At 49.2% G+C, this 25253-nt stretch carries 23 protein-coding genes and 1 other annotated feature; of the genes, 18 read left to right on the top strand and 5 right to left on the bottom strand.

The features are described from left to right. Positions 1-8: 8 nt before the first annotated feature. Complete coding sequence (gene cls, locus LACSTY_RS07205; RefSeq protein WP_049169835.1) at positions 9-1478, bottom strand: cardiolipin synthase; 1470 nt, start codon at positions 1476-1478, stop codon at positions 9-11. Positions 1479-1778: 300 nt separating this feature from the next. Between cls and LACSTY_RS07200 the strand changes: the two genes are divergently transcribed. Further along, the gene (locus LACSTY_RS07200; RefSeq protein WP_025012382.1) at positions 1779-2381 is read left to right on the top strand and encodes a nitroreductase family protein; all 603 of its coding nucleotides are present in this window, start codon (positions 1779-1781) and stop codon (positions 2379-2381) included. A 119-nt stretch (positions 2382-2500) separates the two neighbouring features. Here LACSTY_RS07200 and LACSTY_RS07195 read toward each other — a convergent pair whose 3' ends face one another. After that, positions 2501-2899, bottom strand: coding sequence for a ribonuclease HI family protein (locus LACSTY_RS07195; RefSeq protein ID WP_087912169.1), 399 nt, complete (start codon positions 2897-2899; stop codon positions 2501-2503). A 24-nt stretch (positions 2900-2923) separates the two neighbouring features. On the opposite strand from LACSTY_RS07195, the gene LACSTY_RS07190 reads away from it, so the two are divergent. From LACSTY_RS07190 to LACSTY_RS07125, 14 genes are all read left to right on the top strand, one after another. Further along, positions 2924-3328 (top strand): EbsA family protein, encoded by a 405-nt coding sequence (locus LACSTY_RS07190; protein WP_010488282.1) that lies wholly within the window; start codon positions 2924-2926, stop codon positions 3326-3328. Positions 3329-3340: 12 nt separating this feature from the next. Continuing rightward, positions 3341-5014, top strand: a complete 1674-nt coding sequence (locus tag LACSTY_RS07185; protein WP_049169833.1) for a formate--tetrahydrofolate ligase — start codon at positions 3341-3343, stop codon at positions 5012-5014. A 108-nt stretch (positions 5015-5122) separates the two neighbouring features. Then, positions 5123-5590 carry a signal peptidase II gene (gene lspA, locus LACSTY_RS07180; RefSeq protein ID WP_025012380.1) on the top strand — a complete coding sequence of 156 codons (468 nt, stop codon included), beginning with the start codon at positions 5123-5125 and terminating at the stop codon, positions 5588-5590. Next, positions 5587-6507 (top strand): RluA family pseudouridine synthase, encoded by a 921-nt coding sequence (locus LACSTY_RS07175; RefSeq protein WP_087912168.1) that lies wholly within the window; start codon positions 5587-5589, stop codon positions 6505-6507. Before lspA ends, LACSTY_RS07175 begins: the two co-directional genes overlap by 4 nt. A 358-nt stretch (positions 6508-6865) precedes the next feature. Then, on the top strand, positions 6866-7414 hold the full coding sequence (gene pyrR, locus LACSTY_RS07170; RefSeq protein WP_010488286.1) for a bifunctional pyr operon transcriptional regulator/uracil phosphoribosyltransferase PyrR: 549 nt from the start codon (positions 6866-6868) through the stop codon (positions 7412-7414). 3 nt (positions 7415-7417) lie between these two features. Beyond that, positions 7418-8725 (top strand): uracil-xanthine permease family protein, encoded by a 1308-nt coding sequence (locus LACSTY_RS07165; protein ID WP_010488287.1) that lies wholly within the window; start codon positions 7418-7420, stop codon positions 8723-8725. After that, positions 8712-9653, top strand: coding sequence for an aspartate carbamoyltransferase catalytic subunit (locus tag LACSTY_RS07160; RefSeq protein ID WP_087912166.1), 942 nt, complete (start codon positions 8712-8714; stop codon positions 9651-9653). The genes LACSTY_RS07165 and LACSTY_RS07160 overlap by 14 nt, the downstream gene beginning before the upstream one ends. 8 nt (positions 9654-9661) lie before the next feature. Further along, positions 9662-10936, top strand: a complete 1275-nt coding sequence (pyrC, locus tag LACSTY_RS07155; RefSeq protein WP_087912165.1) for a dihydroorotase — start codon at positions 9662-9664, stop codon at positions 10934-10936. Further along, complete coding sequence (locus tag LACSTY_RS07150) at positions 10933-12015, top strand: carbamoyl phosphate synthase small subunit (RefSeq protein WP_087912164.1); 1083 nt, start codon at positions 10933-10935, stop codon at positions 12013-12015. Before pyrC ends, LACSTY_RS07150 begins: the two co-directional genes overlap by 4 nt. A gap of 2 nt (positions 12016-12017) precedes the next feature. Then, the gene (gene carB, locus LACSTY_RS07145) at positions 12018-15200 is read left to right on the top strand and encodes a carbamoyl-phosphate synthase large subunit (protein WP_306390999.1); all 3183 of its coding nucleotides are present in this window, start codon (positions 12018-12020) and stop codon (positions 15198-15200) included. 52 nt (positions 15201-15252) lie between these two features. Beyond that, a complete protein-coding gene (locus LACSTY_RS07140; protein ID WP_087912163.1) occupies positions 15253-16122 on the top strand; it encodes a dihydroorotate dehydrogenase in 870 nt (289 codons plus the stop codon). After that, positions 16119-16838 (top strand): orotidine-5'-phosphate decarboxylase, encoded by a 720-nt coding sequence (gene pyrF / locus LACSTY_RS07135; protein ID WP_087912162.1) that lies wholly within the window; start codon positions 16119-16121, stop codon positions 16836-16838. Before LACSTY_RS07140 ends, pyrF begins: the two co-directional genes overlap by 4 nt. Next, on the top strand, positions 16831-17472 hold the full coding sequence (gene pyrE / locus LACSTY_RS07130) for an orotate phosphoribosyltransferase (RefSeq protein ID WP_049169826.1): 642 nt from the start codon (positions 16831-16833) through the stop codon (positions 17470-17472). Before pyrF ends, pyrE begins: the two co-directional genes overlap by 8 nt. 562 nt (positions 17473-18034) lie before the next feature. Next, entirely contained in the window at positions 18035-19108 is a 1074-nt protein-coding gene (locus LACSTY_RS07125; RefSeq protein ID WP_410055337.1) for a PTS sugar transporter subunit IIC, read from the top strand. A gap of 141 nt (positions 19109-19249) precedes the next feature. Here LACSTY_RS07125 and LACSTY_RS07120 read toward each other — a convergent pair whose 3' ends face one another. The 3 genes from LACSTY_RS07120 to LACSTY_RS07110 form a co-directional block, all read right to left on the bottom strand. Further along, positions 19250-19561 carry a MazG-like family protein gene (locus tag LACSTY_RS07120; RefSeq protein ID WP_025012370.1) on the bottom strand — a complete coding sequence of 104 codons (312 nt, stop codon included), beginning with the start codon at positions 19559-19561 and terminating at the stop codon, positions 19250-19252. A gap of 13 nt (positions 19562-19574) precedes the next feature. Further along, positions 19575-21275: an NFACT RNA binding domain-containing protein gene (locus LACSTY_RS07115; protein ID WP_087912160.1), complete on the bottom strand. Its 1701-nt coding sequence runs from the start codon at positions 21273-21275 to the stop codon at positions 19575-19577. A 135-nt stretch (positions 21276-21410) separates the two neighbouring features. Further along, positions 21411-21683, bottom strand: coding sequence for an AbrB/MazE/SpoVT family DNA-binding domain-containing protein (locus tag LACSTY_RS07110; RefSeq protein ID WP_087912159.1), 273 nt, complete (start codon positions 21681-21683; stop codon positions 21411-21413). 189 nt (positions 21684-21872) lie between these two features. Between LACSTY_RS07110 and LACSTY_RS07105 the strand changes: the two genes are divergently transcribed. The 3 genes from LACSTY_RS07105 to hisC all read left to right on the top strand — a co-directional run bounded on the left by LACSTY_RS07105 (position 21873) and on the right by hisC (position 24770). Continuing rightward, complete coding sequence (locus LACSTY_RS07105; protein WP_049169823.1) at positions 21873-22739, top strand: DegV family protein; 867 nt, start codon at positions 21873-21875, stop codon at positions 22737-22739. Positions 22740-22813: 74 nt separating this feature from the next. Further along, entirely contained in the window at positions 22814-23374 is a 561-nt protein-coding gene (locus LACSTY_RS07100; protein ID WP_087912158.1) for an NUDIX hydrolase, read from the top strand. 298 nt (positions 23375-23672) lie between these two features. Next, positions 23673-24770, top strand: coding sequence for a histidinol-phosphate transaminase (gene hisC / locus LACSTY_RS07095; protein WP_087912157.1), 1098 nt, complete (start codon positions 23673-23675; stop codon positions 24768-24770). Between the two features lie 141 nt (positions 24771-24911). After that, positions 24912-25166: a binding site (T-box leader), on the top strand. Positions 25167-25253 lie beyond the last annotated feature (87 nt).

The following is a 25253-nucleotide window of genomic DNA, read 5'->3' as shown; positions in this document are numbered from 1 at the left end:
AGGCTGGCTTACAAAATCGGCGACAGAAGCCGGGAAAAGTCCTGTTTGAAGCGTAACCAGCGGCTTTGACTAGCGATAATCGCTGGTGTCAATAAGTAGCTCTGCTTCATATCCGCTTCAAAGATTTCGGCAAGTGCCCCAGCAACCTTACGATCGTAAATGAAGGCATTCACTTCAAAATTCAATTTAAAACTACGAATATCGAAATTGGCTGACCCGACACTGGCAATGGCATCGTCGACAACCACGGTTTTTGCATGCATGAAGCCATGTTGATAGTGGTAAATTTTGACGCCAGCACGAGCCAGATAGGTGGCATAGTACTGGGTCGCACGGAAAATAAACGGATGATCCGGCATATCGGGAATCATGATTCGGACATCAATGCCCGACATGGCGGCGGAAACGAGCGCATCAATCACCGTGTCATCCGGAACCAAGTAAGGGCTTTGAATCCAAACCGACTTGGTAGCGCTGGTGATCAGCTTGGTGTAACCTAACTTGATTTGCTGGGTAGGGCGATCAGGTCCCGATGCGACAATTTGAATCGGTGTGCTGCCAGCCGTCATGCTCTCGTTTGAGCGATTTTCGGTACTATCCTGCTCGACATTGTAGGCAATCTCGTCCTGTTCACCGACCGTCGCATTCCAATCCATTGTGAAGCGAATTTTCAGCGCATAAATGGTGTTACCGATGATACGCAGGTGGGTATCGCGCCAATAGCCGAATTTTGGTTTACGGGAAACATACTGATCGCCGACATTGAAGCCGCCAATATAGCCGACGTGATCATCAATCACAACGATTTTGCGATGATCGCGGTAATTCAAGCGAAAGTCGGTAATCGGATGTTTGGAGCTAAAATAGCTCTCAGCCTGACCGCCGACATCGGTTAGTCGGCGCCACCATTTTGCCGAGGCACCCATCGACCCCCAAGCGTCATATAAAACCTTAACCGTCACGCCTTGTTTGGCCTTTTTAATCAATAATTGCTGAAACTGATTGCCTAATTCATCATTATAAATGGTGTAATACTCGACATAAATGTAGTGCTTGGCGCTTTCAATGTCGCGAAACAACGCAGCAAACTTCTTTTCGCCATCGGTATAAAGCTGAACCTGGTTATGGGCCAGCACCGGTGCCTGGGCCGTATTCAGGAAAAAGGCGGTCAGAGCTTTTGCCGCCGGAGTGTAATCAGTAGGAGGCAAAAGTTTATTTCGGGCATTTTCGTGTTTTTGAAGCGACACAAACGCTTTGACCCCAGACTCATACTCACGCTGAATCCGGCGCAGTTTTTTGGTCGAGAGTCCGCGACCCGCGAACAGATAAAAACCGAACCCGATGATTGGCAGGAAAATCAGCACCAGCAACCAGGCCCAGGTTGTCGAAATGTCGCGAACTTCACGAAGAACCGTAAAAATCGCACCCGTCGTGTTCAAAACCAAAATAATAATAATTAGCCAGGTGATCAGCGACATAGCGCACCTCCAAGAAGAATAGTTTCATTGTACCCAAGCCACCTATCTCTGTCACGTTAACGGAAACAATCCCTTCTGGTAAATACGCTTAAGTGTGATCGTGACCTGATGATCGAGCCATATGTTGCACTTTCTGAAAAAATATCGCTCAAGGGGTTTACTTACTAATAGTGAGTTGGTACACTTACTTTTGTTCTGCTACATTTTTTTCGCATTGTCTTTCCTGAGGGCTAGTGAATAGCTAGGTTATCAGATACATGCGTGACAATGTGGCCATTAATAGAAAAAGGTGGTTTTCCTGTGAATCAAGATCTTCTGAACCTTCTCAAGCAACGCCGTTCCATCTACGCACTCGGCAAAGATGTTAAGCAAAAAGACGATGACATCATCGAACAAGTTGAATCTGTCATTCAGGCAACACCAACGGCCTTCAATTCGCAAACAACCCGAGCAGTTTTCCTATTTGGCGGACAACACGACAAGCTTTGGGATATCGTGGTTAAGCGCTTGAAGAGTGAAGTTCCGACTGAGGAAGCCTACGAGGCAACCAAGAAGAAAGTAGCTGGCTTCAAAGCCGCCTATGCAACGATTATGTACTTTACCGATACCGACATCGTGAAGCAGCTGGAGCATGACTTCCCGCTGTACGCAGATAACTTTGCAACCTGGGCAGAGCAGGCTCAGGGATCGGCTCAACTCAACACCTGGGTGGCCCTGGCTAACAATGGCATTGGTGCAAATCTGCAACACTACAATCCCATCATTGATGAGCTTGTCAGCGACGCCTTTGATATCCCGCAAAACTGGCAATTGCGTGCCCAGATGCCGTTTGGTTCCATCGAGGCACCGGCACAAGATAAGGATTATATGGATCGTACCAGCCAGTTTAAAGTATTCATGTAATCACAGGTGCTGAAGTCTTTCGGCTGAGGCGTCATTTTACTTTAAAAATCTATGTTCATGCCAAAAGAGGCCGCGATATTCCGAATAATGGAATGTCACGGTCTCTTTTTGTCGAAAAATTAACTTTTCGTCTCTGCTTCACGTAACCCTTGCTGAGCCAACGTGTGAGCACCACGGTTTTGACGATCGGGCAACCAGTTAGGCAGCACAAGCGGAAACCGGTCAATCAAGGCCAGCAATTCTGCGGTTAAAGCAGGATAATGTTTGGCATAGCGTTTCTCAACCGCCTGAACGACGAGCTTGGAGTCACTATAAAAGGCGACTGGCGCGGTTGTTAACTTAGCATTGATTAATAGTTCAAATCCAGCAATCGCAGCAGCAAATTCCGCCTCATGATTGGTCATCGGTGGTAAAGCGGCATGTCGTTGGATTTGCTGAGGCAAACCGCTGACTAGGATGCCAATGCCAGTCGGGCCTGGGTTGCCTTTTGTAGCGCCATCTGTGTATAGTTTAAGCATGATTTCTCCTAAGGAAGTGACAAATTGGCTGACTATCGAACACATTATCAACCTGCCTGGATCGATTTTAGCATGTTTTGGAGCGCGATCGTGATCGGTCTCAGCTTGGCGATCATCGTCCAGCTGGAAAGTACGAAACCTTCATGGCTGGCGATTGCGATTGCGGCGATTACGATTTTGACGGCTATCGGCCAGATTTTGCTGCTTCGCCTGATTGCGACTGAAAAAGGCATTCGATTAACCAGTCTTTTTAAAAGTAATACGATTAATCTGTCATGGAGCGAAATTGAGGGGTTTACGTCCGGCCATTTGACAGTTATGCTTAAAACCAAACAATACGGTCGGGTTTCGTTCCTGATGTTCGGCAAAAAGCGAAAACAAAAGATCGTAGCGTTGATCGAAAAAGGATTGGAAACATCAACTAAATAAGGAGTGTGTTGTATGTCTGATATTGAAATTGCCCAGGCCAATGAAGCGACCTCAATGTGGCCAATTACGAAAGTTGCAGCAAATCTAGGCCTGACCGATGATGATCTGGAACTTTATGGCAAGTCTAAAGCCAAACTTAGCTTCGCGGCTCTCAATGCGTTAAAAGACAAGCCTTTTGGCAAGCTTGTTTTGGTGACCTCGATTAACCCGACTCCAGCTGGTGAAGGCAAATCGACGATTACGGTTGGCTTAGGCGATGCGCTTCAGCAGCGCGGCCAGCATCCCGTCATCGCATTGCGGGAGCCATCATTAGGCCCGGTGATGGGGATGAAAGGCGGCGCGACCGGCGGCGGTTATGCGCAGGTTGTGCCGATGGAAGACATCAACTTACATTTCACCGGTGACATGCACGCTCTGACAACCGCGGTCGACACCCTCGCAGCCTTAATCGACAACCATCTGCAACAAGGCAACACACTTAATATCGACCCACGGCGAATTCTTTGGAAGCGCGCTTTGGATATTAACGATCGTGCATTGCGCCACGTCACGATCGGGTTAGGCGGCCCAACCAGCGGCGTGCCGCGTGAAGACGGTTTTGATATTACCGTCGCAAGCGAATTAATGGCCGTCTTGTGTCTTGCGGAAAACATCGCGGATCTCAAAGCCCGCATCAGTCGCATCGTGATTGGCTATACTTATGATCGTAAGCCTGTAACCGTGGCCGACTTAAAGGTCACCGGCGCCATTGCCATGTTATTGCGGGATGCGTTGAAGCCAAATCTGGTCCAGACCCTGGAACATACGCCGGCGTTCATTCATGGCGGCCCATTTGCCAACATTGCCCACGGCTGTAATTCCGTTTTAGCTACCCGGACAGCGTTGCAACTGGGGAACATCGCCATTACCGAGGCAGGTTTCGGCGCTGACCTTGGTGGCGAAAAGTTCATGGATATTAAGACACCTGTTTTGGGTAAAACCCCGGATGCCGTGGTTATTGTGGCAACGGTTCGCGCCCTGAAATACAACGGTGGCGTTGCGTTAGCTGATTTACAACAGGAAAACCTGGATGCCTTGGCTCAAGGTTTTGCGAACCTTAAGCGGCATATTCACAGCATGCAGGGCTATGGCGTGCCGGTTGTGGTAGCCGTTAACCGCTTCACAAGCGATACAGATGCCGAGGTTCAGTGGCTTATCGATGCTTGCGCAAAATTAAACGTCAAAGCTGTTACCGCAACGGTTTGGGCTGACGGCGGCCGCGGTGGTTTAGCAGTGGCAGATGCGGTGTTGGATGCCTTGAAGCAGCCGGCAAGTTTCACGCCACTCTATGATGTACATCAGGATGTCAAAACCAAGATCAAAACCATTGTGCAAAAGATCTACGGTGGTGGTGACGTTGTTTATGAAGGAAAAGCCAACGCTGCACTGCGAACGATCGCTAAAAATGGTTGGCAGGATTTACCGGTTTGCATGGCGAAGACCCAGTATTCATTGACCGATAACCCCAAAACATTAGGGGCACCTGAAGGATTTACGATTCACGTACGCGACATTATCCCTAAGCTTGGAGCAGGGTTCTTAGTCGTCATGACCGGAACCGTTTTGACCATGCCAGGACTACCAAAAGCGCCAGCCGCTTTAAACATGGATGTCACCGATGATGGTAAAATTTCCGGACTCTTTTAAATCATTCATGTTTTCGGCACAAGATGTAACCGTCATTTTTCGAATGGCGGTTTTTCTTTTGGCGCGGTACACTTAAAGGCAAATGTCATTTATTCAGGGGGAACTTCTGTGTTTATCTATGTGATCGTTGCAGCTGTCTTGGTTTTGATTGATTTTGTCATTAAAACCTGGGTGAGCGCGCATATTCCACTTGGCGAAAGCCAGCAACTGATTCCGGGCGTGATTGATCTCACGCACATCCGTAATACCGGTGCGGCTTTTTCCATGTTTGAAGGGAAACAGTGGTTCTTCTACGTCACAACAGTCCTGGCGTTTGTGGTCGTAGCGTTGCTTTGGCGTGATAGCCTGCACAAACCGGTTTATCGCCTGGGTCTGACGCTGATCACGGCAGGGGCGATTGGTAACTTCATTGATCGGCTGCGGTTCCAATACGTCACGGATATGTTTCACCTTGAATTTTTGGATCAGTGGCGGTTCAACGCTATTTTTAATTTTGCCGATATGTGCATCACGTTCGGGGTGATTCTGGTTTTAGTGTTTATTTTGTTTGATCGCGACAAGGCGGTGTCCGCATGACCGAGACCTTTACCATCACGACTGAACAAGGGCGTATCGATAAGGTGATCACGGCACACGAATCGACCCATACCCGCAGTCAGGTACAAAAATGGCTTCAGGACGGCCTGGTCACCGTTAACGGCCAGCTGGTGAAGGCCAATTACAAGGTCTCGTCAGGAGATGTCATTGCCGTTTCAATTCCGGAAGCCCGGCCCTTAAAAGCCGTTGCGGAACCGATTCCGCTTGACATTGTCTATGAAGACGACCAGGTGATCGTGGTTAATAAACCTCAAGGCATGGTTGTCCATCCAGCGCCGGGCCATCCTGACGGCACCTTGGTGAACGGCCTGCTTTATCATACTGACTTGCCTGGTATCAACGGCGTCATTCGGCCGGGGATTGTGCACCGCATCGATAAAGACACTAGCGGCTTGCTGATGGTGGCCAAAACCGAAAAAGCCCAATTGAGTTTATCGGCGCAACTTAAAGCCAAAACGTCCATTCGTGAATACCTTGCGTTAGTTCACGGGACGTTTAAAGAAGATGAAGGTACAATCGATGCGCCGCTTGGCCGTGATCCGCGTGACCGCAAACGGCAGGCCGTGGTTGCTGACGGTCGGCATGCTGTTACCCATTTTCAGGTGCTGGAACGATTTGCCCACTATACCTTGATCAAATGCGTTCTGGAAACCGGCCGGACGCATCAGATCCGCGTGCACATGGCTTACATTCACCATCCGGTAGCAGGCGATCCTTTGTATGGGCCTAAACGCACACTCCCAGGCAACGGCCAATTTCTCCACGCCGCCAAGCTCGGTTTTGTCCATCCAACCACCGGCAAACGCTTAACATTCACGGCACCGGTCCCCGAAATTTTCGAAAAAACCTTAGTTGATCTGCGCGCAGGCATTGACAAGACCCGCAACGTCCGGTAATCTTAACTCAATCAAACAAGCACCTTTAACTAAGTCCAGTGAGGCTTAGAAGGTCCCTTTCCGTTGCGGCGGATTATTCAGGCTACGGTCGCCTTCTATCCAAATTGGATGGGAGGCGTTTTTTTTGTGCGCGAGCTGGCGCGGTTAGAAGCCGGAGTGTAAGTGGCCTTGGGCGTGATGGCCCGGTTTTGGCCATTGCGACCAAGGTCCTTACACGCAGGCTTCTGCGCCAGGGAGCGCGTTATAGAACGAGAAAACCCAATCACTGAATCGCCTCCAATAGAACAGCCCCAAGCAAGCACCTTTTCCACCCACAACCCACACCAACCAGCATACATACAAGAAAGGATGGCACATCATGACACAGTCCAAACAGGTAGTCGACGAGGTAACGATGAAACGCGCATTGACCCGAATCAGTTATGAAATCATCGAACAAAACAAAGGCTTGAACGATCTCGTTCTTGTCGGCATTAAAACACGGGGGATTTATCTGGCCCACCGCATTGCCAAACGCCTTGAACAGCTCGAAGGCCTCCAGGTTCCGGTCGGCGAACTGGACATCCGCTTTTATCGCGATGATGTTCATAAAATCGATCACGAACATCAACCCGATGTTGAAGGTGCGCAGCTGCCAGTTAACATCACTGGTAAGCACGTCATCCTGGTAGACGATGTCATTTTCACTGGCCGCACCATCCGCGCGGCTCTGGATGCCTTGATGGACGAAGGCCGGCCACGGAAAATCAGTCTGGCAGTTTTAGTTGATCGCGGTCATCGCGAGTTACCGATTCGTCCTGATTTCGTCGGCAAAAATATTCCAACCTCCCTTGACGAACAGATTCAGGTACAGGTTGCGGAACTTGACGGCAAAGACGGCATCAGCATCGAAAAGATGGGGGACTAGTCAATGGCTTTTCACAACGATGAAGCGGTGTTGGACATCGGCGACAAGCCGAAGTTCGGTCAATGGGTGGGCTTATCCATTCAACATCTTTTCGCCATGTTCGGGTCAACCGTGCTGGTACCGATTCTGGTCGGTTTGGATCCAAGTATTGCCTTATTCTCAAGCGGGGTTGGCACTTTAGTCTATATTTTGATCACCCGCGGTAAAATTCCGGCCTACATGGGATCAAGTTTTTCATTCATTACCATCATGCAGGCGTTGATGAAAGGTGCCGGTTATCCCGCGATAGCACAAGGCACCGTTGCTGTCGGGGTTGTTTACCTGATCGTAGCCTTGATCGTTGCCCGCAGCGGGTCGGCTTGGATTGATCGCGCCTTACCGCCGATTGTCGTTGGGCCGATTGTCATGGTCATCGGATTGTCACTGGCCGGCACTGCCGCAACTGACGCCACCATGCGAACGATTTCCGCGACCAAAAGCGTGTACGACCTGCGCTACTTCGCCGTTGCCATGATCACGTTGGCTTCGGTCATCATTTACAACATGTATCTCAAAAAATTCATTAGCTTGTTACCGATTCTGTTGGGAATTGTCACTGGTTATGTGGTAGCGCTACTGTTTGGCATCGTGGATCTGACTTCCGTTCAGCAAGCTGCCTGGTTTGACCTCCCGAAGTTCGAGTTGCCATTCATCAGCTACAAACCGCAACTTTACTGGGGTGCAATTCTCTCAATGGCACCCATCGCTTTTGTCACCATGACCGAACACATGGGCCACATCATGGTCCTCAACAAATTGACAAAACGCGACTTCTTTAAGGATCCGGGCCTGAATCATACTTTGGCAGGGGATGGCACGGCTTCCATTATCGCCGGTTTCGTCGGCGGCCCACCGGTGACCAGTTACGGCGAAAATATCGGGGTGCTTGCCATGACCAAAGTTCACAGTGTCTATGTGTTAGGCGGCGCTGGCATGTTTGCCATCCTGTTCGCTTTCATTGGTAAGTTAAGTGCTTTGATTCGCAGTATTCCAAGTCCGGTCATCGGCGGCATCAGCTTCCTGCTGTTCGGCGTTATCGCTTCCAATGGCTTACGGGTTTTAATTGACAACAAAGTCGACTTCGACAAAAAACGCAACCTGATGATTGCCTCGACCATTCTTGTGATCGGTATCGGCAATGCCAGCCTGCAATTCGCCGGGTATCAATTCTCCGGCCTTGCACTGGCAACCGTGATCGGAATCTTCCTGAACTTTGTTTTACCAGAACATGCCGCTAACGAAGAAGGGGCAGAAAAAAATGACCTTATCTAATCTCACTGATACACCATTTAAAGATTTTGTTTCCGCTGAACAAGTTGACGAAAAAAGCGCCTTGGCATTAATTAACCGGGCCGAAGACTTCAAGGCTGGTCAGACAGTTCATTTTCCGGAGCCGATCTATGCTGCCAATTTATTCTTTGAAAATAGCACCCGCACACACACCAGCTTCGAAATGGCCGAACGCAAACTAGGGTTGACCGTTATTCCTTTTGATCCCGCCCACAGTTCGGTTTCGAAAGGCGAAACCTTGGAAGATACGATCAAAACGATCGGTGCCATCGGTGTCAACATCGCTGTCATGCGTCATTCTAAAGACGGCTATTACAAAGAACTCATGGGCGCCTGGCCGACAACTGCCATTGTCAATGCCGGTGACGGTGCCGGTCAGCATCCATCCCAGATGATGTTGGATTTAATGACGATTCACGAAGAATTCGGGCATTTTGACGGCCTGAATATCGGGATTGTCGGGGATCTTAGCCACAGTCGGGTTGCGCGCAGTGACATGCAAATGCTCCACAGACTCGGTGCGACGTTGCATTTTGCCGGGCCAAAACAATGGTACGATCCTAGCTTCGACCGTTACGGCGACTTCATCAGCGTGCCAGACCTGGTCAAACAGGTCGACGTTTTGATGTTACTGCGGGTTCAGCTTGAGCGGTTTAATGCTGACAACCGCGAAGCATTTTCCAAAGAAAGCTATCATGCGAAATACGGTATCACGGATGCTTTAGCCAAAACCATGAAGCCCAATGCCATTTTCATGCATCCGGCACCGGTCAACCGCGATGTTGAATTAGCCAGCGACTTGGTTGACGGTCCGCGCTCACGGATCTTCACCCAAATGCAAAATGGCGTCTTCATGCGGATGGCGATGCTTGAAGCGGTTATCAACGCCCGTCACTTCGGAGAGGAGTAACTTTACTTATGCTCATCAAAAATGCCCATATCATCAGCGATACCGAATACACGGCGGATATTCAGATCACCGACGACAAAATTACGGCGATCGGCCAGCAACTTGCTGCCCGCGGTGATGAAACCGTCATTGATGCCACCGGTGCAACAGTCGTTCCGGGACTGATTGACGTCCATGTTCATTTTCGCGAACCTGGCTTTACTGCTAAAGAAACGATTAAAACCGGGGCTCAAGCAGCCGCACATGGCGGATTTACCACTGTTGTTGCGATGAGCAATCTAAAACCTGTTCCCGACACAGTCGCCACCTTGACACCGGTATTGGCGAAAAACCGGAGCGATGCCAAGATTACCGTCCGGCAGTTTGCCCCGATTACGCATGACTTACATTCAGATCAGCTAGTCGACATGCCGGCGTTGCTGGAAGCAGGCGCTCTGGGCTTTTCCAACGACGGCGTTGGCGTTCAGGATGCCGATACCATGTATCAAGCTATGAAACAGGCGGCTAAACTGAAAGCACCGATTGTCGCCCATATCGAAGATGCCAGTCTCATGCACGGCGGCGTCATCAATGCCGGCCCGGTTGCCGAGAAATTGAACCTGCCTGGTATCATCAATCAGACCGAAAGCAGCCAGCTGGCGCGCGATCTGGACTTGGCAGAAGCCACCGGTGTTCATTACCACGCCTGCCATGTTTCAACTCGCCAAAGCGTGGCCTTGATTCGCGAAGCCAAAAAACGCGGCGTTCACGTCACTGCCGAAGTTTCACCACATCACTTACTACTTGATGAAAATAATATTCCAGGCGATAACCCGATGTTCAAGATGAACCCGCCATTGCGTTCCCGCGCCGATCATCTGGCCTTACTTGAAGGCTTGCAAGACGGCACACTGGACATGATCGCCACCGATCACGCGCCGCATACAGCTGCAGAAAAATCCGGTTCTTTTAAAACTGCGGCGTTCGGCATCGTCGGTTCCGAAACCGCCTTTCCACTGCTTTACACCAAACTGGTCAAATCAAAAATGTTCACGCTTAAGCAACTGATTGCCAAAATGAGTAGGGTTCCGGCAGAGAAGTTTGGTCTGCCAGGCGGCCATATTACGGTAGGTGGTCCCGCTGATCTGACGATTCTTGATTTGGATACCACATACACCATTGATCCTGCTGACTGGTTCTCAAAGGGCAAGAATTCACCGTTTATCGGCGAAAAAGTTCAGGGCCAGGCCTTGTATACGATCAGTCGCGGGCGGATTGCCTATCAAAAGGGAGGACAAGCATGAAGCGCTATTTAATTCTTGAAGACGGCAGCGTTTTTCCTGGCGTCGGCTTTGGTGCGGAAACCGTCACAACCGGCGAAATTGTGTTTAACACCGGCATGAGCGGTTATCAGGAAACGATTACCGACCAAAGTTACAACGGCCAGATCATTACCTTCACTCAGCCGCTTATCGGCAATGTAGGGATCAACCGCGATGATTATGAAAGCATTGATCCCACCGCCAAAGGCATCGTGGTGCGGGAGGTAGCGCGGGTCACCGGCAACTGGCGCAGTCAGATGACACTCGATGAATTTCTTAAACGCAAACATATTCCGGGCATCAGCGGTGTTGACACCCGTGCTCTAACCAAAAAAATTCGGGAAGTCGGCGCCATGAAGGCCAGCATTGTGGATGCAGCCGATGAACATGCTTTTGATCAACTCAAAGCGTTGGTGCTTCCGAAGAATCAGGTGCAACAGGTTTCGACTCAGCAAGCCTATCCGGCACCTGGTACCGGCCGCAATGTGGTGGTCATCGATTTTGGCCTCAAGCATAGCATTTTACGGGAATTGGCCAAGCGTCAATACAACGTAACCGTGTTGCCAGCGACGACAACAGCTGCCACCATTCTTGAATTGGCACCGGATGGCGTGATGCTGACCAATGGCCCCGGTGATCCAAAAGATGTGCCGGAAGCGCTGGATATGATTCGCGGCATTGAAGGTAAAATTCCGTTATTCGGGATTTGCCTCGGCCACCAGTTGTTTGCCTTGGCCAACGGCGCTGATACTTTTAAGATGAAATACGGTCATCGCGGGTTTAATCATCCGGTTCGCGAGATTGCGACTGGCCGTATCGATTTTACCAGCCAAAACCACGGTTATGCCGTTGATCCGGACAGCATTGATCCAGACACCTTATTAGTCACCCACGTTGAAATCAATGATGGTACGGTAGAAGGCTTACGCCACCGGCTTTACCCAGCCTTCACGGTTCAGTTCCATCCGGATGCTGCTCCGGGTCCACATGACGCCGACCATCTTTTTGATGAGTTTATGGAAATGATGGATGCATTTTCAGATCGTACGCAGAAAGGATAATCATGCCAAAACGTCAAGATATTCATAAAATCTTAGTGATCGGCTCAGGTCCGATTATCATCGGTCAGGCCGCAGAATTTGATTACTCGGGGACTCAGGCTTGCCTTGCCTTACGTGAAGAAGGCTATGAAGTTGTTTTGGTAAACTCCAATCCGGCCACCATCATGACCGACACGGAAATCGCCGATCGGGTTTATATCGAGCCGTTGACCGTCGAATTCGTCAGCCAGATCTTGCGTAAAGAGTTGCCAGATGCCATTTTGCCAACAATCGGCGGACAAATCGGTCTGAACCTTGCCATGAAACTAAGCAACACCGGCATTTTGGACGAGCTCGGCATCGAATTACTGGGCACCAAGCTTAGCGCAATCGATCAAGCCGAAGACCGCGAATTGTTCAAAAATCTGATGCAAAAACTCCACGAGCCGGTTCCGGAGTCCGCCATCGCCAACAACGTGGATGAAGCGCAGGAGTTTGCCGACAAAATCGGCTTTCCTGTCATCATTCGCCCAGCCTTCACCATGGGCGGCACAGGCGGCGGTATTGCCGATAATGAAAAAGAGCTGGCCGAAATTGCCGAAAACGGTTTGAACCTGAGCCCGGTCACCCAAGTGTTGATCGAGCGTTCCATTGCCGGCTATAAGGAAATCGAATTCGAAGTCATGCGCGATGCTTCCGATTCCGCCATTGTGGTCTGCAACATGGAAAACTTCGATCCAGTCGGTGTGCATACCGGCGATTCAATGGTCTTCGCCCCGACGCAAACGCTCACGGATAAAGAAGTCCAGATGTTGCGTGACTCAGCCTTGAAGATCATTCGTGCGTTGAAGATCGAAGGCGGCTGCAACGTTCAGTTTGCCCTTGATCGCAACAGCTTCAAGTACTATGTCATCGAAGTCAATCCTCGGGTCTCCCGGTCCAGCGCGTTAGCTTCCAAGGCCACCGGTTATCCAATCGCCAAAATGGCCGCTAAAATTGCAGTCGGCTTGCATCTGGACGAAATCAAGAATCCGGTCACCAAGAAGACTTGGGCCGAATTCGAACCGGCCTTGGACTATGTGGTTACCAAATTACCGCGTTTCCCATTCGATAAATTTGAAAATGGCGACCGCACCCTCGGCACCCAAATGAAGGCCACCGGTGAAGTCATGGCGATTGGCCGAACACTTGAAGAAAGTCTGCTAAAAGCGGTACGCTCACTTGAAGTCGGCCTCATTCATCCTCGCCGTCCGGCTTTTGCCAAGCTCAGTGACGATGAATTAAGTAAGCATATCATTCAAGCCAACGACGAACGGCTCTTTTATCTAGCTGAAGCATTTCGGCGGGATTACACCATCGATGAAGTCGCCGAATTGTCCAAGATGAACCCATTCTTCCTCGACAAGATTAAACACATCGTCGAATTGGAACGGGAACCAGCTGCGCATAAAGCCGATTTGCCGTTGCTCGCCGAAGCAAAGCGTTATGGCTTTGCTGATGAAGAAATTGCCCAGCTTTGGGGCTTACATGCGGATCAGATTCGGCAAATGCGCAAGGAACAGCACATTTTACCGGTTTACAAAATGGTCGATACCTGTGCCGGCGAATTTGCTAGTGATACCCCGTATTACTACAGCACTTATGAAAGCAGCACGGAAAGCTTCAAAAGCGATAAGCCGAGCGTCTTAGTCATCGGTTCCGGTCCGATTCGGATTGGTCAAGGGGTCGAATTCGACTATGCAACGGTTCACAGCGTTAAGGCCATTCAAAAAGCCGGCTATGAAGCCATCATCATGAACAGCAATCCAGAAACGGTTTCCACTGACTTTTCGATTGCGGATAAGCTGTATTTTGAACCATTAACCCTTGAAGATGTTCTGAACGTCATTGACCTGGAACAACCAGAAGGCGTGATCGTGCAGTTTGGCGGCCAAACAGCGATTAATCTGGCGGAGCCACTGGCTAAACGCGGCATTAAAATTCTGGGCACCTCCGTTGAGGATCTTAATCGGGCGGAAGATCGGGATCTGTTTGATCAAGTCATCAAACAATTGAAGTTACCGCAACCAGAAGGCGGTACCGCAACCGATAAAGCCGGCGCACTGGCAGTTGCCGACAAGATTGGTTATCCGGTTTTGGTTCGGCCAAGCTACGTGTTAGGCGGCCGGGCGATGGAAATCGTTCATGATGCCGATGAATTAGCCAGTTACATTGATCGGGCTGTGTCGGTTTCCCACGACCATCCGGTTTTAATTGATCACTATCTGGTCGGTAAAGAATGTGAAGTGGATTGCATCTCTGATGGTGAAACGGTGGTTTTGCCGGGGATCATGGAACATATCGAACGCGCCGGCATTCACAGCGGCGACTCGATGGCTGTTTATCCGCCGCAAACCTTCAGTCAGGACATCATTGACCAGATTACCGATGCAACGATCAAACTTTCACGGGCTTTGAACTGCATCGGCTTGATGAACGTCCAATTCATCATTCATCAAGGCAAAGCATATGTCATCGAAGTTAATCCGCGAGCCAGCCGCACGGTTCCTTTCTTAAGTAAAGTAACCAATGTCAAACTGGCACAAGTTGCGACCTTGGCGATTCTTGGATTGAGTCTGAAAGAGCAGGGCTTTAAAACGGGCTTACTGCCAAACCAGGCAGGGATCCACGTCAAAGCACCAGTGTTCAGCTTCTCCAAGTTGAATCATGTCGATAGCTTGTTAGGACCGGAAATGAAGTCTACCGGCGAAGTTATGGGCAGTGATACCACCCTAGCCAAAGCTTTGTATAAAGCATTCGAAGCAGCCGGCATGCACTTGCCACAATTTGGCCGCGCGTTAATCACGGTTAAAGACGCTGATAAAACCGAAGCAACCGAACTGGCCAAACGGTTCCGCGAAGTCGGTTACCAGCTGGTCGCCACCAGCGGCACAGCCAAAGCATTTGAAAAAGCCGGGATTACGGTTGAAACCATCGAAAAACTTGATAGCGGCAAAGAAACTATTTTGGAAGACATTGCCGACCGCAAGATTCAGTTGGTGATCAACACCATGACCGCCGACAAGAAGACCTCAAGTGATGGCTTCCGCATTCGGGAAACTGCTATCGAACATGGCGTACCATTGATGACCAGCCTCGATACCGCAGATGCCATTTTGAAGGTCTTGGAATCACGGGCATTCTCGATGACACCAATTAGAAGTTAAAACCGACAACTGCCGGCAGTAGCAACCGTTACAATAAAGGAGGCAGCATCACATGATTCAATTACCCGGCTTTACGATGAAGAATCCGTTCATGCCCGCCAGCGGGACATTCGGTTTTGGCGAACAATACGCCAAACAATATGATTTGAATCTGCTGGGGGCATTGGTGACCAAATCAACCACCTTATTGCCACGGGTTGGCAACCAAGGCAAGATTTTTGCTGACGGCCCGAGCAGTACACTGAATGCCGTCGGGTTGAAGAATCCAGGATCCGAGGTTGTGTTACGCGAAAAACTGCCTTGGCTGGCAAAGAACTATCCTGATCTGCCAATCATCGCAAGCATTGCCGGTGCCGATGTTTCTGAATATGCAGCGGTTGCTAAAAAGTTGAGCGCGGCCCCAAATGTCAAAGCTCTGGAAGTTAACATTTCCTGCCCAAATGTGAAACAAGGTGGCATGGCGTTTGGTACGGATCCGGTGGTTGCTGCGGCCGTCACGCGCGCTGTCAAGGAAGCCAGTTCGGTCCCGATTTTCGTTAAACTCACGCCTAATGTCACTGACATCACCGTGATTGCTAAAGCAGTCGAAGCCGCTGGTGCAGATGGCATCTCCTTGATTAACACGCTGGTGGGCATGCGCTTGGATATTCACACTGGCCGACCGGTTTTGGACAATGTGACCGGCGGTGTTTCCGGTCCGGCCATTCTACCGATAGCACTGCATCTGGTTTATCAGGTTGCCCACACTGTTCATGTTCCAATTGTCGGCATGGGTGGGGTCAGCTCCGGCCACGATGCTGCTGAGATGTTAGCTGCAGGCACCCAGGCAGTCGCAATCGGATCGGCCAATTACTACGAAGAAAAGGCAATTCCTAAAATTGCCGCAGCATTTGCACGCATTCAGGAAGGACAGGCGGTATGACACCTATCATTGCACTCGATTTTAAAGATCAGGCGACCACACTTGATTTTTTAGCGCGTTTTCCCAAAGATGAACGGCTTTTCGTCAAAATCGGGATGGAACTTTTCTATGCTGAAGGGCCGGCGATTATTACCGCCATTCAGGCAGCACACCCGGTTGATATCTTTCTCGATTTGAAACTTCATGATATTCCGAATACAGTTGAAAAAGCCGCTTGGCAATTAGGCAAATTAGGTGTGGCGCTGACAACCGTGCACGCAGCCGGCGGTAAGGAAATGATGCTGGCAGCCAAACGCGGCTTGTTGGCAGGAGCTAAAGCCGCGCACCATCCAGCACCCAAAATGCTCGCCATTACCCACCTGACCTCAACTGATCAAACCATGTTGGAAAACCAATTGTCCATCGACGTGCCGCTTAATCAGGCCGTTCAACACTTGGCGGCCATCGCGCAGGCCAGTGATGCAGACGGCGTTGTTGCCAGCGCCTTAGAAACGCCATTGATCCGCAGTGTGACTAAACCTGAGTTTCTTGTCGTCACACCGGGAATCCGGCCACAGGGTGCGGCAATCGGCGACCAAAAACGGATCGTCACACCGGGACGGGCCAAACGGTTAGGCAGTTCGGCCATTGTTGTCGGCCGCCCGATCACACAGGCACCTGATCCAGTTGAAGCCTATCAATCGATTAAGAAAGCGTGGGAAACAGCACATGACTAAACTAGAAAATCAAATTGCCAGCGATTTACTCCGCATCAAAGCCGTCACATTACGTCCCGAAGAGCCATTTACTTGGGCAAGTGGGTTAAAAAGTCCAATTTATACCGATAATCGTCTCACTATCGGTTACCCTGACGTTCGCAGTAAAATTGCGGCCGGCTTAGCCCAGGAAATCGTGGCTCATTACCCGGACGTGACGGCCATCGGTGGGGTGGCCACTGCCGGGATTCCGCATGCGGCTTTAGTCGCCAATCTGCTGAACTTGCCATTGGTTTATATTCGGAGTAAGCCTAAAGACCACGGGCAGGGGAGACAGATTGAAGGGCACCTTCCAGAAGACGCCAAGCTGGTCGTCATTGATGACCTGCTATCGACGGGCGGTTCCGTGCTCAGTGCCGTGGCCGCAGCGCAAAAAGACGGTGTCAACGTTCTGGGGGTCGCAGCAATCTTCAGTTATCAGCTGGCAGCAGTGACTGCTAACTTCGCCAAAGCAGGCTTGCCATTCTTCACGCTGACCAACTATACGGCGCTCATTCAAACTGCTGAAGCTCAAGGCGCCATTACGACTCAGCAGCTAAGTTCCTTACATCAATGGCGTGAGGATCCCGCCAAGTGGGGCGATCGGTTCCAATAATCGCTAGGCCGTCGAGCATATTCATCAAAATTTAATCGGAAAGGCCCTGTCAGCAATGTTGAAAATCGACATTGCTGACAGGGCCTTTCTTTGTTGAAATGTGTCTAAAGCTACGAGGACGTTTTGCAATTTTTGTGCGTTAGCTATGACTATCATTAAAAGTGTAATTGCAAACAGCTGAGCATACTGGCTGTTTCATATTAAGCGTAGTGCTCCCTGATAACGATCATTGAATCACAATCATGTCTAAAGATGGCCAGCAAATACTGAATATGTCCTTTTAAAATTGAATTAATACGCGGGTTCCCCTTGATCTAAAGTTCACTTATTGACGGCCAAAACGTTTAATTTCGCGACTATAATTTATCGTTGCGACCATTGCAATACCCACTGATATATAACAGAAAAATTATATTAATTAATTTCAATCTAATGCTAGACTTATTTGCACATCTTCTGTTAATATTCTCATTACATTCTTATTAAGGGGGAAAAGTCAATGGCAGGAGATTCAACAACAAAAGGAATGCCCGCTGCAGCCGAAACAATTGCTGACGCACCGATGCAAGGAGAGCGAGGTTCTCACGCGACGACTGCCCAGGCAACCAGTATGACAGTGACGGCTTTTATCAATAAGGTTTTATCAGGGACAGCGTTAGGGGTCATTATTGGATTGATTCCAAATGCGGTTTTGTCCGGCATTCTCAAGTATTTTGGAACGAACACATTCGCGGTAACCTTGACGCAAGTCGCAGCCATTTTTCAAATTGCCACCCCCTTAATTATCGGCGGCTTAATCGCGCTGCAATTTGAACTGAAGCCTTTGCAGATGATGGTAACGGCAGGGGCAGCGTTTGTTGGCTCGGGAGTCGTGAAGTTCAATCCCGTTACAAAAACCTATGTCGGTGCCGGGACTGGCGATTTGATCAATACCATGATCACGGCATCAATCGCTGTCTTAGTCTTGCTATGGGTGAAAGATCGGTTTGGTTCAACAGCTGTTATTGCTATGCCAATTCTAGTCGGGTGTGGCGTCGCTTATATTGGGGTACTGTTGCTGCCATTCATCGCTGCTTTCACAACGGCGATCGGCGATGTCATCAATAGCTTCACCACCTTGCAACCGATCCTGATGGCCGTTCTGATCTGCTGTTCTTTTGCCATTTTAATTGTCAGTCCGATTTCAACTGTTGCTATCGGGCTGGCGATCCAACTTCACGGCGTTTCGGCAGGGGCATCAGCAATGGGCGTTGCCGCCACAACCTTAGCACTGGTGGTTTATTCCTGGAAGGTCAACAAATCTGGCGTCACGATTGCCATTGCATTAGGCGGAATGAAAATCATGATGCCAAATCTGTTTAAGCACCCAATTATCTTGCTTCCATGCTTGTTCACGGCAATCATCTCCGCAATTCCGGTCGCGTTATTGTCAATCAGCGGGACGCCACAGTCGGCCGGCTTCGGAATTGTTGGCATGGTCGGCCCACTTGCGGCCATGGATGCTGGGTTGGCGATTCCGCTGGTTTTACTTTGCTGGATTGCTATTCCAATCGCGGCAGCATTGCTAAGCAAAGTGCTATTTGAAAAGATACTAAAATTGTTCGACAGCCGAGTTGTTTTCAAATTTTTGGGTTAGTAAAGACGCACTCTAAAAAATATCCAAAAATAGTAACCAAAAAATGACCAAATATCCCCAATCGCAAGCGGGTATATTTGGTCATTTTTTATTGGCCGTGGAACATGATCGCGCAGTCTCAATCTTTACCTAGACACTGCTTCATTCAAGATGCTTATGGCCTTGAGCATCATATACACGATGGTCATTGATGGCAACTTTTGCATTAACCGCCTCAGCCAAATCAATCCCCTTGATTTCGGCGATGCCGAGCAGATAAATGGTGACGTCAGCCAATTCTTCAGCGATATTGTCTTGGTCGCGCTTAAGCAGTGCTGTGGTCAGTTCAGCCATTTCATGATAGGCGAGCAGCATTTCAAAATTGGTATCGGTCGTGTTCCAGCCATGTTTAACTTTGTTAGCAATAATGTGTTCCTGAATCGGTCGACTAATTTGTGCAGATGTGTTGGTCATTTAAAATCCCTTTCTATTTCGTCGGCGGGGTGCGCAGTTTGTCGACTAATTCAGCATCTGGCGTGACACTCACCGTTTTTTGCCCTTCGTAAACAACAAAGCCGGGTTTGGCGCCATTGGGTTTACGAATTTTCTTCACTTCAATCCAATCAACGGGAACATTGGCGCTTTCCCGAGCTTTAGAAAAATATGCCGCCAGTTTAGCCGCCTCTAGCAGTGTTTTCTCACTGGGCTTACTGCTGTCGATAATGACGTGCGAGCCAGGAATATCCTTGACATGCAGCCAAATATCGGTTTTCTTGGCGGTATGCAAAGTCAGTTGGTCATTTTGTAAATTGTTCTTGCCCACCCAGATTTTCGTACCATCACTGGCATAAAATTGATCCGGCTTGGAAACTTTCTGACGTTTGTTACCTTTCTTCTGCTTCTGTTTCCGCAAATAGCCTTGCTGCTGCAGCTCAAGGCGAATATCGGCTAAATCCTTGGGGCTGGCCACATTAATTTGGGCCATAATGCCTTCCAGATAATCGAGTTCCTCCTGATTTTCCTGCATTTGTTGGTTCACATGAGCAACCGCATTGCGTAATTTCGTGTATTTGGCAAAATATTTCTGGGCATTGCGGGATGGCGTGAGCTGATTCGAGAGTGTAATTTTAATCGGCTGGTTATCCGCATAAAAATTCGGTAATTCGATGCTGGTCATGCCACGCTTCACCTGACTCAGATACGTCGTCAGAATTTCCCCACGAATGCGGTAATCATCGGCCTTTTCCGTTTCCTCCAGCGTGCGTTTCAATTTACGCTGTTTTTTACGGTCTTTATCGATGACGTTTTTAATGACATGAATCAGGTTGCCGCCTTGTTGCAAGACGCGATCGTGCTCGGCTTTTTGTTCATAATACGCGTCAAGCATTGTGCTCAAGGTCGGGTAGTACTGCTGATCGCCTGACAGCGACTGATAGGGGATGGCAGTAAAGACCGCTTTTTTGCCTTGCGTCGTAATCGTCGGCGCTGGCGCTTCAAGTTCCTTGAAAAAGCCATCCCATCCAGCATCGCCTTGATTGAGGCGCAAAGCCAGTTCCGCCGCAGAATCCTTGGCTAACCCTTGATAATGTTGCTGAAGCAAGGCGGCGCGGCTGAGTGTTGGCGTCACTTGACGTTCTAGTTCGTGGTAAAGTCGATCAGGATCATCAAACGGATTGATTTTGTCCTGTTTTGGCGGCTCCACATACGGCGCACCAGGCATCAACGGGCGATAGCGATTCTGGTCAGCCGAGACGTGGCGAATCAAATCAATGATTTTTCCGGTTCGCTTGCTAACCAAAAAAATATTACTGTGTCGGCCCATCATCTCGATAATCAAACGCAGTCCTAACTCATCACCCAGTTCATCGCGCGTTGAGAATTCAAAATGCAACACGCGATCGTTTTGCACCTGATGAACTGCCGTTAATGTTGCGGCGTTAAAATACTTTCGCAGCGTCATGGTAAAGGTAGCGGGAACATCGGGATTCGTAAAGGGAATATGGGTAATTTGCACCCGCGCGTACTGCGGATTGGCCGACAGTAGCAGGGGATGATTTTTACGTCCAGCGCGAATGGTAATCACGACTTCGTTTTCATAAGGCTGTTGAATTTTTACAACACGGCCTCCGCTTAAGATTCCGTTAAGCTCTTGGGCCATGGCATGAGTAAAGATTCCATCAAAAGACATGTTAATCCGCTCGCTTTCCAATTGTCCCAATCATTTTACCGGTTTTAAGGCGTTTATGGAAGAGCGAGAGATTTGCGTCCTTCAGTAAGATCAAGATTTAGGGAAATGACGTCGCTCTAGTGAAACCTTCTATTTTCAGTCATCGATCAACTCTGCCCCAACATCTTTCCCCCAATCAGGCTCAGGTGTGTCGATACTACCGTGGGCCGCATCCTGTTCGCGAATGATCGACCATAGATCCGACTTTTGTTCTTTATCGATCATAACTTGTCCATGATCAGTCAGCTGAAAAGCAAGCTTATCATGATCGCTCAATCCCAGTTTTTCACGAACGACCTTGGGAATGGTGATCTGGTGCTTACTGGTCATTTTGGCCACGGCCAATGTGGTATGCTTTGAAGTCGTCACTGCAAGGTCCTCCTTAGAATTGTCTATGCTCAAAATATAGCATAGTTAGTGTTGAAAGACAGCCGTCCGGAAAACGGTCGCGAACCATCTATCGTCAAATTTAGATAACACGCTCCCGGGTGTTTCTCCTTGATCTTTGCATTTTATGGTATGATGTAGACAATCATTTTTAAAAAAGTGGGTGCCTGTATGAAAACTGCTATCGTGACGGATAGTACCTGTTATCTGCCGCAAGCCGAAATCGACAAACATCACATTACCGTGGTGCCGATTCCGGTCATTCTTGACGGCGCAGTCTATGACGAAGGTAAGGATATTACCACAGAAGAATTCTACGCCAAACTAAAAACCGCAAAAACATTTCCCAGCACCACGCAACCGCCACTGGGTGAGATGCTGAAGCTTTACGAAAATCTCGCCAACGAAGGCTATGACACCATTATCAGCATTCATCTTGCCAGCACGATTTCCGGCTTTGTCAATACCTTAAAAGGTGCTGTTGATGAAGTTCATGGCGCTAAAGTTTATGTTTACGATTCCCAAATTACCGTTATCCTAATGGGCTGGTTGGTTCTAGCTGCGGCGCAAATGGCTGAGGCCGGTAAGGATCCGGAAGCCATTTTGGCACGGCTGGATGATCTGCGCAGCACTATGGGCGAATACTTCATTGTTAACGACTTGCAAAACCTCGTCCGCGGCGGCCGCTTAAGTAATGCCTCAGCCTTTATCGGTGGTATGCTGAAAATTAAGCCATTATTAACTTTCGACGATCAGTCCCATAAAATCGTTGCTATCGAAAAAATCCGTTCCATCAAAAAAGCTTACGCCCGCGTTGAGACGTTGTTCCAGCAAGAACTTGAACGAGTCGATTATCCGATTCGCGCTGTGGTGATTCATGCTAATGACCCTGAGGAAGCACAGCGCTGGTTGACGGATCTTCAGCAGAAGTTTCCGACTGTTCCGTTCGAACTTTCCTATTTCGGCCCGGTTGTCGGGACACACTTAGGCGAAAAGGCCATTGCCCTAGCATGGATGAAGGATTTCACCAAAGCATAAGTAAAGTCGCGTCCAGGCGCGGCTTTTTTGATTTGAGCGTGAGCAGGAGCGCGTTATTTTGAGGAGGACTCAGTATGTTTTTTGACCAACCCTTAGCGAAGGGAAAAATTTTAAGTGAAACGCCGCATTATCACGGTCCGATTTTCGATGTTGTGACGCAAAAAATCAAAACGCCTGATGGTCTGACGGTTGAACGCGATTTGATTCGCCACGCCAATGCTGTTGCCATGCTGGCACTGACAAACGATGGGCGAGTGTTAGTCAATCGGGAATATCGGGTGGCAACCAACAGCGAAGTTTTTGGATTGCCTGCCGGATTAATCGATCCTGGTGAAGATTGGCAAACTGCGGCGAGCAGGGAACTGCACGAGGAAACCGGTTATCTGACCCATGATTTGCAATGGCTGACCGCGGTCCGTTCCAGCGAAGGGATGACCGATGAAACAGTCAATCTTGTGCTGGCCAAAATTAACTTAGCCGCCAAAACATCGCAAGATTTCGATAAGGACGAATTCGTCACCAGCCGTTTAGTGCCGTTTTCTGAGCTGGTTGAAGGCGTCAAAGCAGGTAAAATCAACTCGGCTCAAACCGTTGCGGCAGTGACTTACTATTTATCCTTTGTTGCCAATAGCTGAAGTTCGCTGATCCATGACACCAAACAGGCACTAAAGGACTGAATTCCGTCTTTTAGTGCCTGTTTGTGTGGGCAAAAGTCGATGGCGTAAGACTGTTGGCAACGAACTTCGTCTGGCATAAATGATGTAAAAGGCTCCAACATCTTTTATATTTAGCACAATTGAATAACGTTTGAAACTTTCAAGCGAGAAAATTCAGGTTAGGCTCTGTTACATTTATGAATATTTATGCATTTTATATTTACATCGCACCCAAATGCGGGTAAACTCTAAGGCAATCAAGAAAGCAGGTGGCGTGATGTTGCGCAAAAGTATCGCCGGGTTGCCGGATTACGTATCAGACAGTACCCCGGAAAGAATCGCCAAAGCAGCGGGTTTGGCAAAAATGACACGTTTATCTTTCAATGAAAATCCTGTCGGCACTTCTCCTAAAGTGCAGGAGGCCATTGCCAACTGGACTTTTTCACAAGCCCGCAGTTACCCTGATCCGGATGCCATGCCGCTGCGAACCGCCGTGGCTGAGCGGCTGCAGGTGCCCGCAGATCAACTGCTTTTTTCAAGTGGCTTGGACGAAATGATTGCCTTGATTTGCCGGACCTTCCTAGACGTTGGCGACGAGAGCCTTCAGCCATGGCCAACTTATCCGGAATATCAATTGCAAGCAGCGATTGCCGGTGCCGTGACGGTTAACGCACCGGTCGACGAGGACACAGGACGTATTGATCTTCAGGCTCTGTTGGCAGGCATCACGGCAAAAACGAAAGTCATTTGGTTATGCAATCCAAACAATCCCACCGGAACCTACTTGTCGGTCAGCGAAATTGCCGAATTCATGGCGCAAGTACCGGCGGAAATTCTGGTTGTGGTGGATGAAGCCTATATTGACTTTGTTGATCAGGTCCCCAATCCTTCAGTCTTGCCGCTTATCACAAAGTTCGCCAATTTATTGTTAATGCGCACCTTTTCCAAGCTTTACGGCCTCGCCAATTTCCGCGTCGGCTTTAGCATCGTCCCTAAGGCGCTCATCCCAAAAATGCAAAACGTGCGCTTGCCTTATAACATTAGCGGTCTCAGCCAAACGGCCGCTTTGGCAGCATGGAAAGATGTTGCCTTCACGCAAAAAGTTAAACGCCAACTTTTTGCGGCGCGCCAGCAATGGACAGCATTCTTCGATCACCAGCACATCCGACATTACACCACTCAGACCAACTTTATGCTGTACCAAGTGCCGCAACCACAAGCATTAGGCGCTTTCTTAAAGCAGCATGGTTATCTAGTGCGCGATAGTATGGTTCCCGGATGGATTCGCCAAAGCTTTGGGACGCCAGAACAGGATGCTGAAGTGCAGGGGTTGTTGCTCGATTTTTTGAAGACGACATCTCCGCTGGCAAAATGATCATTTTGAATATCGCAATCTCGTTCTTGCATCTAAATTAAAAAACAAACGGTTGGCAATCGGCGGAACCTAATGCAGTTATTTTAAAAAAGTGGTTGACATTTTTCTAAAGGTCGTTATGATTAGAGTCACATTAACAAACATGAAGTTGTGATTAGACCAAGTAAGCTACCACCGATCCCAAGAGAGCGCTCATTGCTGAGAAAGCGCGATCGACCAGCCGAACACACATCTAAGAACTTGATGGCTGAACCAAGTAGGCTGTCACGCACCCGTTGCGTTATCACCGCTGCCAGTCACAGTTCGCGCAAGCCGACTTGTGGCTGGTAGGTGAGGTTTGGGTCGTGAGGTCCAAACAAAATTGAGGTGGTACCGCGATCACCAGTCGCCCTCGAAAACGTAAAAACGTTTTCGGGGGCTTTTTTTATATGAGCGCGAGCCGGCGCGTTTAGGGGTCGGAGTGTAAGTGGCCTTGGGCGTGAT

Source organism: Lacticaseibacillus styriensis (assembly GCF_030770295.1).
Lineage (GTDB): Bacteria > Bacillota > Bacilli > Lactobacillales > Lactobacillaceae > Lacticaseibacillus > Lacticaseibacillus casei.
The sequence above is the reverse complement of the archived record's forward strand: the minus strand, read 5'-3'. Positions and strand labels throughout refer to the sequence as shown.